Here is a 15,144-nt window from a genome sequence, read left to right as displayed (position 1 = left end):
TAAATCTGTGTGCTGTAATTTTTTCACGCAGATTTAGCAGATTTGACAGATTGTTTTTTTGATATTTTACTAATATTTAAATTTCTTCAAACTGTTTTCCAATTGATTTTTTGAACCACTAAAAGGCATCAAATAAAAACTATATTGATAATCTCCAGATTTAATTTGGTATTGTTCTAAGGGTTGAGCTACTATAGTCCAGCTATCATTTCCTCCTACTCCCATTTGGACCAAATCAATATTTACCGTTAAAAATCCCGGATCTTTTAAATCAAAAGTATGTTTAGCAGCGCTTAAATTTTCCTGCGTATATGGCCATGCACTCATGCTTAAAGCCTTTGTATCATTAACAACTAAAAATCCTTTATTTTTTTGAGGTGTTGTTAATCCCATCCATCTTACTTCAGTTCTATTAGCGTTTTCCTGAGGTTTTGGATAATGCTCCAGAAAATCATTAATTGGTAATGAATATTTCCCAACAAATGAACCAAAGCTTCTATCATTATAATTTTCTAATTCTCCTTTTCCGTACCATGAAATCTGGTCGAATTGTCGTTGAACGCCCATTTGCATTCCTATTTTTGGAATATTTGGCAATTTATTAGTCGCTTTCAAACTATAATCTACTTTAATCAATCCATCAGGTTTAATGTTGTAAACTACACTTACGCTCGCGCTGTCTTTTATCACTTCGTAATCACTAATGATTTTAATTTCAGCAGCTGATTTATCAATTTTAATGTTAACCAATTTTGGTTTTGCATTGTACCAAGGTTTCAACAATTTATGCGATTTCCATCCTCTTTTGTCATTATCCGTAAGCGGTCTGACGAAATTTGGCAACAAAGGAGCAAAAATCTGTTCTTCACCATTGAAAACATACGAACTCAAAGCTCCGTTTGTTTTACTAATTGTAATGTCGAATGTTTTTCCTTTGATATTGAAACCAGCATCAGATTCAGCAACATTTACATTTTCTTTTTTAGATTCAGAAACGGCAACCTCTTTCTTTTTTAACAAAAATTGATCTTCGGCAACTACATAACCTTTAGATTCCCAAAGTTCATCTTTCGAAAGTTGAAATTCGATATTCAAAAAGTATTCTGCATCCGATTTCATTTTTGGCAAATACGAACTAACATTCAGAGTTGTTGATTGTCCTGCTTCCAAATTAAATGGTTTTAAAACCTGCGTTTTGATTACATTTCCGTTTTCTAAAATTTTCAAAACCGGAATATAAGCCGCTAAAGACTTTACTGCCGAACGATTTTTAACTTCTAATTGATTTCCATTTAAAGTCGAAGTCGCTGGCTGATATACCCATTTATTTTCGTAAATAGAACCTTTTGGTTTTCCGTAAGAATCTACAATTCCTTTAGTATTAAAGTTTCCGTCATGGTATTTTTCTCCAAAATCACCACCATGAGCAAAAAATTCCTGACCCGTAGCAGGATCTTTTTTAACTAATCCCTGATCTTTAAATTCCCAGATACAACCACCAATAACTCTTGGCAGCGAACGGAATTCATCCCATAATTCTTTTAGATTTCCAACCGAATTCCCCATTGCATGCGAATATTCGACAAAAATAATTGGACGAGTATCTTTCTTTTGATCTACCAAAAATTTAGGCGTGAAAACTCCAGGATAAAAACGGCTCACCATATCTACATAAGAATCATCCTGCGGATTTTCAAATCGGTAAGCGTGATCGATTGTTTTAGGATATCCCGGATCAAGCGGATCGATGTATCCATCTAATTTTGCATTTCCTTGTGCCGGCTCATAATGCACCGGACGCGTGATATCAAAATCGTGAACCCAGCCTGACATCGCAGCGTGATTAGGTCCTTTTCCTCCTTCGTTACCCAAACTCCACATCACAACTGATGGATGATTTTTATCTCTTTCAACCATTCGAATCATACGCTCCATATACGCATTCGTCCATTTTGGATCGTTGGTTAATTTACCACCTATTCCGTGAGTTTCCTGATTGGCTTCATCCATCACCATGATTCCGTATTGATCGCATAATTCATAGAAATAAGGATCATTTGGATAATGACTCGTACGTATAAAATTGAAATTAAACTTTTTAATCGTTGTAATATCTTGTTTAATATCTTCTCTGGTAACGGCTTTTCCGCGTATAGGATGTTGATCGTGACGATTCACACCGTACACATACGTTTCTTTCCCGTTGATAAGCATTTTTCCGTTTTCTTTCGAGAATTCAATAGAACGGAAACCTACTTTACAGCTTTTGGCTTCGGTAATAGCTCCATTTTTGTCTTTTATCGAAATGACCATTGTGTACAAATTCGGTTCTTCTGAACTCCATTTTTTTGGATTTTTAATCGTTTGCTGAAAAAATCCGAAACGTACATTATCCAGACGAGGATAACTTTCGTTGATTAAATCGATTACAGGTCTTTGAAGCGGTTCTTTGAAAACTGCCGTATTATTAGCATCATACAATTGCACATTCATGGTGTAATCCTGAATTTTTTCACCTGTAAGATTTTCTACTTTTGGACGCAGTTTAAAAACAGCATCTTCGTATTTCCTGTCTAATTTAGTTTGAACAAAGAAATCCTGAATGCGTAACTTTGGCTCAGCCATAATAAAAACTTCACGCTGGATGCCACTCATACGCCAGTGATCCTGATCTTCAAGATAAGAACCATCTGCCCAGCGAATAACCTGAACCGAAACCACATTTTCTCCTTCTTTTAAATAAGGTGTAATATCAAATTCTGACGGAAGAAAACTGTCTTCGCCATAACCTAAAAATTCTCCGTTCAACCAAACCTGAAAACCTGAACTTACTGCACCAAAATGCAAAGTCACTGTCATATCCTTCCAGTTAGCCGGAACGGTAAAACTGCGTTGGTACGAACCAATTCCGTTATAATCTTTAGGAATAAAAGGCGGATTAATTGGTCTAAAAGGATACACTGCACTTTTATAAATAGGGATATCGTACCCTTTCATTTCCCAGTTAGAAGGAACCTCAATTTTATCCCAGCCTGATACATTGCTTTTATAAAAATCTTTAGAAGCTTCTTTAAGATTTGGTGCGTATTTAAAATTCCAATCGCCGTTAAGCATTTGGATTCTACTCTTAGTTCTGTCACCTTTTAATGCATCTTCAACAGTCGCATACGAATAAGCTGTTGCTCTCGAAGGCTGTCTGTTAATGCTGGTAACCGTTGGGTCTTCCCAAGGAGCAAATTCATATTTTTTATTTAGTTCAGGAACTCCTGCAGGCTCACCAGTTACTGATTGTGCATTCCCTAAAAAGGGAAGTATTAAAACAAAAGTATTAAGTATTAAGACTGAGGTACGCAGACAATTTGAATTTAAAAATACTAATGGTTTTAAAGATTCTTTATCAAAAAAACGTTGAACAAAATGGATTATATTTCTTTTACTTAATTTCAAAACTTAAAATTTAAATCTTAATACTTGATTCTATATACTTAATTCTTTTTAACCTTTACCGGCGGTGCCACAAAATTAGTTTCACTTTTACCTAAATCTTTCGAAGTAGCCACTGCGATTCCGCGTTGTTCTGCTTTGTTAACGGCGCAATAAAAATGATATACCACTCCGTCGTGCTTTACTACAAATGATTTATGGGCAAACATATTATCATAGGGTTCTGAAGATTCAATCAAATTATCACCTTTCCATTCTTTCCAGTTTACTAAATCATTCGAAACCGCAAAACGATTGAATGCTCCTTGATTCCAATCTCTCCAAAAAGCTCCAAAATAAAACATCACCCAGATATCGTTAATACGCTGAATATAGGCATCACCTGTAATTCCTCTATGGTGATTTAACAAGGCTTTTTTACCATAACGTTTCCATGTTTTCATATCATTAGAAACTGCCATACCAATACGTTCAGCTCCTTTTGCCGGATTCAAACTATCGCCACGGGCATTGTAATACATGATAAATTTGTTTCCTGTAATGCGTTCTTTGTCTTCGATAACCGAATTTTTATACATCGTACTGTTGTCCCAAAAACTTGCATCTTTATCTTTTGGCGTTAAAACAGGTTTAGGCAAACGCTCAAATTCGTGTGCTTTTGTTGGAGATTGTTTTGTGTAAGCCATTCCGATTGATAAAACTCCAGCTTCATATCCGGTGGTATTTCCACCAAAATAACTCATCCAATATTTACCATCGTATTTATTCCATTTGTAACTTCCGCCCCAGGTTGGGTCTTGTAATGAAATATAACCCGCTTTTTGATTCACGTCCCATTCTGATTCATCTTTAGAAAATGACATTACTTTTCCTAAATGTTTCCAGTTTAACAAATCATCACTTTCAGCCAACCAGGTTTCATAACCACGACCATCATAAATTAAATAAGTCATGAACCATTTGTTATCTTTACGGAAAACCGAAGGACAATCCATTTTATAGGAGTTATCCGTTGGCACCATTACCAAGCCGTATTTATAAGGTGTTTTTACCTCGTTATAAATTTCGTTCATAACGCTGTCGGTAATTTCACGTTTTTTATAATGCGTAGCACAACTAGCGATTAGAATTGCCGTAATTCCTGTTAAGAAATATTTTACTGTCTTTTTCATTTTTTTATTTTCTCACGCAGATTTCGCAGATTCAGCAGATTTTCTTTTCTCTTGCTTCTTTTCTCTATTCTCTATTTTCTATTTCAATTCCTTCAATCGGGCTTCCATCACATCACGATTTAACTTCAGTTTCACCATTCCTGTAGGATGGAATCTTTTATTTAAATCAATGGTATTGTAAATAACGGTATACACATCATTTCCTTCAGGAATTAAACACAAAGGAGTACGCATGATATCCCACCATTTCCCAACCTTTGTTTCTATAGGCCAATAACGGGCTTCAGACCAGTTTACACCATCTTTAGATAGTGAATAACCCATCATATTAGGTAAATGATGTCCCCAACCGTCAGGACCTCCGTCAAAAATAGCAATGTACAAACCATTTGGAAGTTGGCTCACAATAGGATTTTCGACAAATACCGGGTGTATTGATTTTATTGGTTCCAAACCTTTATTCATTCTCGTCCAGGGACCTTCTAAACTATTCGATTCTGCCAAAGCAACAAACCAGCCTTTTCCTGAATTCTTAGGATAATCTGCCCAAGTTTCGAAAGGATAAGCTCCGCTGTAAAATCCAAACCATTTTTCGCCCACCTGATATGGAAAAAAAGAAGCCACTCCCTGACGTCCTTCCCAAGGTTGAGAGTCCAATCCTGGTTCCATAATAATTCCCATATCTTTATAAGGTCCGCCAATTCCGTTGATTCCTTCAACAGTCGATTCGCAACGCCAAATTCTTCCAAAAGAGTGATTCGGCTGAATTTCTTTGTGAACGGTATAGGCCAAATAATAGCCATACCATTTGTTCGCTTTTTTGTTGAAAACCGGCATGTAAGACCAAATTGCTCCACGACGATCATTCATAGGATTATCATCCTCAGTCAATGCATAGGTTCCGCTTGCCTGATAAATTGTTGATTCGCGTTTCCAGTTGATTGCATCTTTACTTGTCCAGTGTCCTATTTTAGTTTTTACACGGTCATAATAATAATCAACACCAATTTCTCCTGCTCTTTCTGTTGGAAACATATGATAGGTATCGCCTACTTTTACCACACGACCGCCTTCAAAACCACCCTGAATTCCTTCGGTTCCCGGAAAGCCTTCATCGATAACTGGCTTCGTTTCTCCGCCAACAATTTCGAATAAAGGTTTTTCATCTGAGAAACCTTCTACGATAAATGTTGGATTCCACAATTTCCCATCAGGAAATTCGGCATTTCGAGCAACTAAATTCTGACTGCTTTTTACTGCTCCTAAAACAACAAATAATCCTTTTGCATTAGGCAAAATTGTATGTGTTCCTTTAGAATACGAAATCGCATATACATTTACAGCTGGTAAACCTGTTACGGTCGCTCCATTTTCAAGCACTAATTTTGCATTATCAGCCGCCGAAAACTGAAAATAATCTTTATTCTCTTTTTCCTGAAAAGTACCAATAAGCAATTGTACATTTTCTTTAAAAGTTAATTTTAAAGCTGCATTTGTTCCTTTTTTATATTGTTCCAAAGGAAGTTGAACTCCGTTAAGCCCTTCTAATTCTGGTGCCAAACGGACAATATTGTTTTTACTCCCCGAAAAAACGTGCGCATACTGCGTTGTTTTGAAGGTTTTGTATTTTGCTTTTACAATTTGAAAAGAAGCTGGTTGCCAATTGCTTTTCTGATCTTGAGCCAAAACTGAAAGGCTCAAAAACAATAAGAATAAAAGTATCGATTTGTTTTTTTTCATCTTTTTTTCATTTAACGACCTCAGGATTATGAATCCTGCGCTAGTTTAGTTGAAATTATTATTTAAATTGCTTTGTAACTTACTTTGTATTCCACATTTGGCTTAACAATCAATTGGTATTTGTTTTTTGCCAATTCTGTAATTGTTCCTGAATTCGATTTTGGTTTCGATTTACTTTCAATAATCAATTTACCTTCACCTTCAGCGGCTTTTACTTTGATCTCTGATTTGCTTACATACAATGCTACTTCTCCATTTGGCGTAGGCACTTTTCCTTCCATCCATTGCAATCCACCTAAATTCGGTTTGATTTCATATTCGTTATAACCCGGAGCTGTTGGTTTTACACCTAAATAATACTTTCCTAATAAATAAATCGGACTTGCTCCCCAGGCGTGACAAAGGCTTTTTCCATAAGGACGTCCATACATCGTTAAATGTTCCGTCCCTTTTTTACTTGGATTGTATTCTTCCCAGAAAGATGTTGCGCCTTCTTTTAACATTCCGCCCCAATAGTCTTTCATTTCTTTCAACACGTAATTTTGTTCGCCCATTGCGCACAAAGCTTCCAACTCATAAAAACGCATGTATGGTGTTGTGATTTGAAGAACATCTTTATTCAGCAGCACCTTATTTTTTACGCTTTGTTTTTGTTCTTCATTAAAATAATTAAAGAAAATACCAAACATATTAGCGTATCTGGTTACAATATCCTGTATTTTACCATCTATACGCTGATGCTTCATGACGTTTTGTTTCTTGTCCCAAAACACATCAAATAATTTAGTTTTTAAATCATCTGCTAGTTTTTTATACTGTTTTTGGTCATCCTTTTGACCTGCAATTTCAGCACTAACTGCCATAGCTTCCAAACTTCTTGCTAAAAGCATTTGCTCAAAACTAACCTCGCCTGTTTTTGGTAATCCGTTTGCCCAATCAATAAAAACCCAATCGCCTTCTAATGGCTCCAGGAATCCGTTTTTGTTTCTTCTTTCTAAGCAGAATTCCATCAACGATTTCATTCTTGGATAAAAAGTTTGGATAAATTTTGTATCTCCTGTATGTAAATAGTAATCGTAAACACCCACAAACCAATACAGAGAATAATCCATTATGATATTTACATGAGCCGTTACAGGTTCTTTACCACGAAGGGCCAACAATGTTCTTTCTACAGAAGGCGAATCAAAGAACAAATAATAATTCATTAAATAACTTTGATACGCATCGCCTGACCAAACCCAACGGTCGCGTTTAATCCCGTCTATAAAAAATTCGCGAGATGTTAAATGCATCGTATAAGCCGAAACATCCCAAATTTGATTCAATTGTTTGTCCGAAGATTTGAATGCACCACGGTAATCCAATGGCAAATATTCATACAACATCGAAATCGAATCGTATTTTACACCTGCATCTGCCTGCACCTGAACATAACGGAAGGCTTTCGAACCATCGTGTGTATAAGTTTCTGATTGCTTTCCGTCAAAAGATAAGTGGTCTAAAGTTTCGCATTTGGCAGAATCCAAAGCTTCTTCACGAGATTCACCATAATACAATGCTAGTTTCCCTTTTCCTTTTAAACCGTGAATTTTGATATAACCAAAAGTTTCTTTTCCAAAATCGATTAACTGACCAGCTCCTATTTTCTCCGTTTTTTTGGCGCTCATAGGTTTTGTTGTTAGTTTGAATTCGGAAGGTTTACTCTCTGGTAAATCAAAATTCCAAGTACCCACAGGCACCCATGGTGTTCCTGATTGTTGTGCTTTTCCATTTTCATCAATCCAAAGTTTATCTTCATTAGTCACCTTCCAGGATGCATCTGATTTTACATACTTACCAGCAATATAAATAGCCGGCAACACTTCCTGATTGTATACTTTGAAGGAAATTTTATGTTTCCCGGCAGGAATTTTTATTGATTTTGGCTGTCCATAAATTTGAACTCCATCTAAAAGCAATTGAAAAGGTCCTTCAGAATAAATTTTTACTTCGTCTTGTACCGGAATATCTACCTCAGTTTGAAAAGTAACTAAAGCATACGGACTGTAATATTGCCAAAGTGGTGGAAATACTGCTTCACGTTCGGTACGTCTTACCTGCATTTTATTGCTTAACCAAACTTCGAAATCGCCCGGATACCAAATCCAGGTTTGAGCCGAAGCCATTTCGGATAAAAATAACAATGCAATAATGCAAAAGATTGCTCTAAAACGCTGACGTAAAGAAGTAAATGTGATCATATTAATTAAAATTAAAAATCATGTACAAAACAAAAATGCTAATCCCCAATAAACCAAATAACAGTTTCACCCGCTTACTGGTTTTTGGAATATCAGTTTCATCAGTTTCATTGATTTCAGGGTTTTTATCAACCAATGAAATGATAATTGCTGCTACTAATAATACGGCAAAAATGTAAAAAGAAATTAGTAAAAAGTGAGGCCATACGGGATAAGCATCGGCAGGGAAAATCCATAAATATAAGATTCCAACAAACAAACTGAAAGCCGAACCCCAAGATAGCGTAGCATTTACCGCTTTTTTAGTAGTACGTTTCCAGAAAACACTCAACAAGAAAACAACCGATAATGATGGCGCTAAGAATCCTAATACCGCCTGGAAAATATTGAATAAATTTTGCCCCTTAATATTATCAATCGCAACAGCTATTAAAATTGAAAGTACACAACCTGCCGCAATTGTCAATCGACCAATTTTAATTTGATCCTGAACTGATGCTTGCGGATTCATCTTTTTTACATAAATATCATTAGTAAAAACCGTACTCAAAGCATTTAATGAAGACCCAATAGTGGCCACTAAAACAGCAATCATCACACAAATAACCAAACCATTCATTCCGCTTGGGAATAAATTAGTCACCATTGTCATATAAGCTAAATCGGAATTATCTCCTAATTCAGGATATAATACATAACATAAAATACCCGGTAACATAAACAATGGTAAAGCCATTACTTTTAGCCAACCAATAAAATTTACTCCTAATTGTCCCTGCTCTAAATTCTTAGCTCCTAACACACTCTGCACCATCGATTGATCAGTACAAAAGAAAGCCACTGCTGCCACCGGATAACCCAGTAAAATAGCTGGCCATGGATAGTGAGCGTCATCTGCCGGACGAACTAAATTCCAGAAATTAGATGGTGTCTTAGCAATCAAAGCTTCGATTCCACCTACTTTTTGCAAACCTAAATACGATAGCGTAAGCGATACCACAATTAGTAAAATCATCTGAAAAACATTAACTTTTGCTATGGCTTTCAATCCACCGGCATACGTAAAAATTCCTGAAAAAATTACCAAAACAGTTACACTTTGCCACATTGGAATTCCAAGAATCTGACGTACTAAAACCCCACCACTGAATAAACCTAATGATAACCAGCTCACCAGAATTTTAACCATAGCATACCAGGCCAAAATTGTCTGTGTACTATCACCATAACGATTTCCCATATATTCAGGCATAGTATTTACCTTAGATGCGATATAACGCGGTGCAAAGACCATAGCTAAAAGCATTAAAAACACAAAGGCGTACCACTCAAAATTTCCTGCTACAATACCCGTTGCGTAACCAATACTGGCAAAAGCTAATAATGACGAAGGTCCTACATTAGTCCCCCACATGTTGAAACCAATATTGTACCAGTTAAGCGAATTTCCGGCAAGAAAAAGTGTTTCATTTTTCTTGCTTTGTTTTACACTCACGACATAACCTATTATTAATAAAGTAACTAAATAAACAGCTACAATGATAAAATCTAAAGCAGTTAGCTTTTCGTAGATACTATTATTCATAGTCCATATTCGTTAAGAACATCAGCAATTTTTACCGGCATTCCTGTTTGTAATGTTTTGTCCATTGCCTGTAATAAAGCTACAGTTCCAATTCCTTCTTTCATATCCGGATATGCTGTGAAACCTTGCTCAATACTATCAGCAAAATATTCCAAATAGTTTTGGTATTCTCCTCCGTGATGACTTTGTCCTTCAAAACGGAAATAATATTTTAATGTTGAATCTCCCCAAGTGATTACTTTCTCTTCGCCTGTTTTATCGGTAACTGCATAACGCAATTCGTGATAATCAGCCTGGCTGGCTCCTTCAGTTGCTCTTAAAATTGTACTCATTCCGCTGTCACGTTGAGCTGGCTGTGTTGGCGAAGTATAAACCCCACTAACTCTCGCAATACGTCCATCAGTAGCTTTGAAAATAAAATGCATCGTATCTTCATTTTTCAATCCCGCCGATTTTCCGTTGCTGCTAATCATTCCGTAACCCATCACTTCTTCGATATTTGGTAAATACCAACGAATGAAATCTACAGGATGACTCAAACCACCATACAACCATTTGAAAGATTGTAATAATGACCATTCTTTCTTTAAAAACCAACGGTGGTCAGCATGATATTGAGCTTCAATGGTAATCAAATCTCCAATTAATCCTGCTTCATAATCGGCTCTTTGTCTTTTAGCCGGTTCGAAAAAACGAGAACTTTGTCCTATAAAAACTTTCTTTCCTGTTTTCTCACTTAATTCTAATAATTCTTTAGCATCTGAAAGATCATCAATGAAAGGCTTAGTACAAACTACGTGTTTACCGTGCAATAAAGCTTGTTTTACGTGTTCAGCATGTAAATGATCCGGCGTATAAATAGCAATGATATCAATAGCTTCGTCTTTTAATAAATCATCATAATTAGTGGTATACGAATGAAAATCAAATTCCTTTGCTCTTTGCTTGCACAATTCTTCATTTCTGTCACATACTTTTACCAGTTCTACTTTGCTACTTTCGATAGCTGCTGACATGGTACTACGTCCTTCTCCAAGACCTAAAATGGCTATTTTTAACATTGATTTCTATTTAGTTTACTATTAGTTTTGTGTTAATTCTTTAATCTGTGGTTTAATTATTTTTTGTCTTCAAGCTTTTTCAATAAAATCCAGGTTTCTCCCGATTTTGCATCTTCAATACCTGTTTGGTATTTTTTCATCAAAGCATTCCATTCGTCTACACGCGGATTGTTTTGAGTAGTTTTTGGATTTAGTTTATCCAAATTTTCTCCTTTTGGAATACTTATAACCAGCACTAATTGTCTTCCGTTTTTGAAAACCTGTAATTGTTGAAAATCGGCATTACAGAAACCTTTAGCGATTTCCGGCCATTTTTCAAATTGAGTCGTGTGATAATCCAGATATTCTTTTTGCATTTTTTCGTCAGCAACTAAATTAGCTGTCAATACAATATTTTCCCATTCTGATGCCGGTTTTGAATCCTTACATCTTTCGAAATTTTGAAAATCATATACTGGATTTTCGTAGATTTTAATTTCTAATTCCGGAAATGCTAACGCCAATTTTCTTTTTGTTCTTTCCGGCTGATTCATCAATCCGTAAATTACCAGATGATTTTCCCATTGGTGCAATTCTTCACCTACAATTCGGAAACCTTTTATCGTCGATTTGATTTTTTCGATATCAAAATTCTTCCCGATTAATTCTATCGCTACCGATTTTGGCATTTCTTGTAATCCCCAGGCTTCGTCTATAACTACCTGCTTTTTCAACTCAGCAAATGGCGCACGAATTCCTGCATTTTCTTTGATTTTTGGATCAACAAAAGCATAATTGTCTTTCCAGATATTTCCGGCAGGACCATTATTATTTTTTAAGATTTTCTGAATTGGAATCCAGTTGTTTTGAATGGTAAAATGTTGCGAACCTTCATCGGTATACAAATACAACCATAAAAATGGATCGTGTGCATAGGGGCTGTTATATACTTTATCTATATAATTTTCTTCAATTCTGCTATTTGCTTGCGACGAAAGCGTATAAATTCCGGCTACATCATGTAAATGTTTGGCATAATGATGAATTTTATTGGCCAATATTTTATTGTTTTTCATCACATTTTCGGTGTGAGTCCAGCCCCAACCCATTGAGATTCCGCTGTAAGCCACATCTGAAATTTCGTTGTGCTCGATAGTTAAATTTCTAACAAAACCAGCAGCAATTCCTAAACATCCCCAATCTTCATTGGCAACATTAGTAATCATATTATCAGCCACCAGTTCATTCGAACACAATTCTCTTTCGTCTTTTACAACATAAGGTAAATGCGCCTCAAAAGCTTCTTCAGAGAAAACACCTAATGCAATTCCGTTTCCTCCAATGTCTTTAAAAAGATTTCCTTGTACTTTGTTGTTATTCGTTCCTTTATTTAAATCTAAACCTGTAGAAGACAAATGCTCAAAACTACAAGATTCAAAAACGGTATTGTTGGCAAAATTCACTTCCACAGCTGCTCTTGGTCTTCCTACCCAACCTTGATTTTCCAGATTAGCCTGATTAGGAGTTCCCGGAATTTTCAATTTGTAAGCATCCAGTAAGTACATTCCTGCCTGCAATGGAACGTGACCTTGCTGTGAAGGACGAAGCCAATTGCTGTACTGAAACGAAATTCCTTTGAATTTCACATCATGTACCGGCGAATCAATAGTTCCTTTTATTTCAACCAAATTTTCCAGAACAGGCACAGTTACTTTGGCTGTAGCCATATTTTCACCAGCTCTTGGGATATAATAAATTTTACGATTTCTTCTGTCAAGAAACCATTCGCCCGCTTCGTTTAATAATGACATGGCATTATTTAATTGAAAAACTGAGTTTCCGTTATTTTTTGAAATCCATGGTGCTGGCCAAGGGTGCTCGCTTTGGATACGGCTTTCTGGTTTTTCGAATGACAATCGGGCGCTGTCTTTTTTAACTTCGATGTTTTTGATACGTAAATTAGCAATTGCCCACCATTGTACGATAAACATTTCCATTCCCGGCTCAAACTTAACCGATTTGTCTTTGAAAGGAATCCAGCAGGTTTCAGTCTCTTTGTCCCAGGACAAAATTCTCTCCATTGTAGTTCCGGCTGTATTTTTAGCGCGAACTGCTTTTACATCGTTTACCCAAAGTTGACGGTAATTAATAGTTTCTCCGCCTATTTCCGGTGCATCAGCAACCCATACCGTTCCTTTTTTTAATCCGTTGATTGCAGTAGTAGTTTTTTTCCAGTTTTTAATTTCGATTCCTCCATTAAAAACAGGTTTTGCATTCACATCGGCTTCAATTGTTGTAGGACTATCAGCAGTTCCTGAATCTTCCGGTCTTACAAACAAAGGTTCGTCAAAATAATACGTTCCGTCTTTGATGATAATATGAATTCCGCCTTTTACAGATGCATCTTTTAATCGACGTAACTCTCTTGCTTTTCTTAATGCCATGTGTACTGTTGCCAGCGGACTCGCTTTAGTACCTTCATTAGTATCTTTTCCATTGGTGGCAACCCAAATATCAGCAGCCTGAAGTGAAAATGCGGTGAAAAATACCAGTAAAAAAGTCAATAAAGAATGTCGGTTTTTTAGAAACATAGAATATATTTTAAATTATAATTGGATTCTGATTCTCCGCAATTTTAATACCATACTGTCTTCTGAAAGAAACAAAATGTAAACGTTATCATTTTTTAAGTAAAAAAAAAGTCTGTCGACTCTAATATACTTGATAATAAATAAATTGGGCTGGGCAAGTTACCTATTTTAATATAAAAAAAATCATAGTTTTAAACAACGGTCGATTCTATAAAAACGAATAGAATTTCAATAAATAAATTTAATAATTATCTTTATACCAATTTAATATAAAATATTTTATGAATTCCTCGTTATTACCAAAATCCCTAAGAGAGAAAGATGAGCACGGTAATTATGGTGTTTGGTGGCACGAAAACAATCCAGGACCACTAAAAAAGCTCCCTTTTATAAGCCAGTTTGGTAGTATGAAATTCTCTAAAGTTCGTATTGATGATACCATGCGGCCACATCTTAACGACGGAATCGAAATTCATTATGTTAACAGCGGAAAATACGACTGGGTAATTGAAGGCAAAGAAATCGAATTGTTACCCGAAAATTTATCGGTAACTGCGCCCTGGCATGAAAACGGAAGTATTTCGGGAATTATGGATATTGGTCAAATCAACTGGATCATTATCAAACCTTTCGAATTTTCAAAAAATACCGCTTTAGAATTAGGAAACTGGAGTAAATTATCGAAAAACTTTCAGCAAAATCTTGGAGAAATGATTGGCGATTCTAATAATGCCGTACTCGAAAAAGCAAAGAATTTCAAAAAATATTTTGACGAATTAAGAAATGAACTAGCTTATCAGGAAGAAGGTTTTGAGATTAAGGTTCAAAATATTCTTGAGAATTTCTTTATTGATTTACACCGACAGCTTTCGAATAAAATTCAGCGTAACCAGGAAGGCGATAACTTTATTGAAAAACTCACCCAATTACTTCAAAGTGATTTGACAAAAAAATGGCATATTGAAGATTTAGCAACGGTATTCAATATGGGAAAAACCAAATTTACTTATGAAGTAAAAAAACTTACCGGTTTTCCGCCTAACAGTTTTATTATTAGTCTAAAACTAGAAAAAGCAATTCAGTTAATTCAAAACGAAAAAAACAGCAATATGGCAGAAATCGCTTTTATTTGCGGCTTCTCGTCATTACAGCATTTTACTTCTACTTTTTCACAACGCAACGGAATTAGCCCGAGGAAATTCCAGATTCAAAATCAGAAAAAAGGAAAATAGAAGATAACCACAAACTTGTCATCCTGACGAAGGAAGGATCTCATCAATTAACTCACATAAAGAAGATTCCTCGTTTCTCGCAATGAACTGTGCTAAA

General features: G+C 35.7%; 8 protein-coding genes. 1 reads left to right on the top strand and 7 read right to left on the bottom strand.

Annotation, left to right across the window (positions count from 1 at the left end; translation table 11 throughout):
- Positions 1-69: 69 nt before the first annotated feature.
- The 7 genes from FEM21_RS00040 to FEM21_RS00010 all read right to left on the bottom strand — a co-directional run bounded on the left by FEM21_RS00040 (position 70) and on the right by FEM21_RS00010 (position 13,815).
- On the bottom strand, positions 70-3,447 hold the full coding sequence (locus tag FEM21_RS00040; RefSeq protein WP_035656550.1) for a glycoside hydrolase family 2 TIM barrel-domain containing protein: 3,378 nt from the start codon (positions 3,445-3,447) through the stop codon (positions 70-72).
- 38 nt (positions 3,448-3,485) lie between these two features.
- Positions 3,486-4,616 carry a glycoside hydrolase family protein gene (locus tag FEM21_RS00035; RefSeq protein ID WP_035656548.1) on the bottom strand — a complete coding sequence of 377 codons (1,131 nt, stop codon included), beginning with the start codon at positions 4,614-4,616 and terminating at the stop codon, positions 3,486-3,488.
- 78 nt (positions 4,617-4,694) lie between these two features.
- Complete coding sequence (locus tag FEM21_RS00030; protein WP_236353464.1) at positions 4,695-6,356, bottom strand: glycoside hydrolase family protein; 1,662 nt, start codon at positions 6,354-6,356, stop codon at positions 4,695-4,697.
- Positions 6,357-6,418: 62 nt separating this feature from the next.
- Positions 6,419-8,599, bottom strand: a complete 2,181-nt coding sequence (locus tag FEM21_RS00025; protein ID WP_035656544.1) for an alpha-L-rhamnosidase-related protein — start codon at positions 8,597-8,599, stop codon at positions 6,419-6,421.
- A 1-nt stretch (position 8,600) separates the two neighbouring features.
- Positions 8,601-10,184 carry a sodium:solute symporter gene (locus FEM21_RS00020; protein WP_035656542.1) on the bottom strand — a complete coding sequence of 528 codons (1,584 nt, stop codon included), beginning with the start codon at positions 10,182-10,184 and terminating at the stop codon, positions 8,601-8,603.
- Positions 10,181-11,245, bottom strand: a complete 1,065-nt coding sequence (locus FEM21_RS00015) for a Gfo/Idh/MocA family protein (RefSeq protein ID WP_035656541.1) — start codon at positions 11,243-11,245, stop codon at positions 10,181-10,183. Before FEM21_RS00015 ends, FEM21_RS00020 begins: the two co-directional genes overlap by 4 nt.
- 56 nt (positions 11,246-11,301) lie before the next feature.
- Positions 11,302-13,815: an L-rhamnose mutarotase gene (locus FEM21_RS00010; protein WP_035656540.1), complete on the bottom strand. Its 2,514-nt coding sequence runs from the start codon at positions 13,813-13,815 to the stop codon at positions 11,302-11,304.
- A gap of 281 nt (positions 13,816-14,096) precedes the next feature.
- Here FEM21_RS00010 and FEM21_RS00005 point away from each other — a divergent pair, with 281 nt between their 5' ends.
- Complete coding sequence (locus FEM21_RS00005) at positions 14,097-15,047, top strand: helix-turn-helix domain-containing protein (RefSeq protein ID WP_035656539.1); 951 nt, start codon at positions 14,097-14,099, stop codon at positions 15,045-15,047.
- Positions 15,048-15,144: the final 97 nt, after the last annotated feature.

It is taken from the genome of Flavobacterium seoulense (genome assembly GCF_000695795.1).
In the GTDB taxonomy this organism is placed as follows: domain Bacteria; phylum Bacteroidota; class Bacteroidia; order Flavobacteriales; family Flavobacteriaceae; genus Flavobacterium; species Flavobacterium seoulense.
The sequence above is the reverse complement of the archived record's forward strand: the minus strand, read 5'-3'. Positions and strand labels throughout refer to the sequence as shown.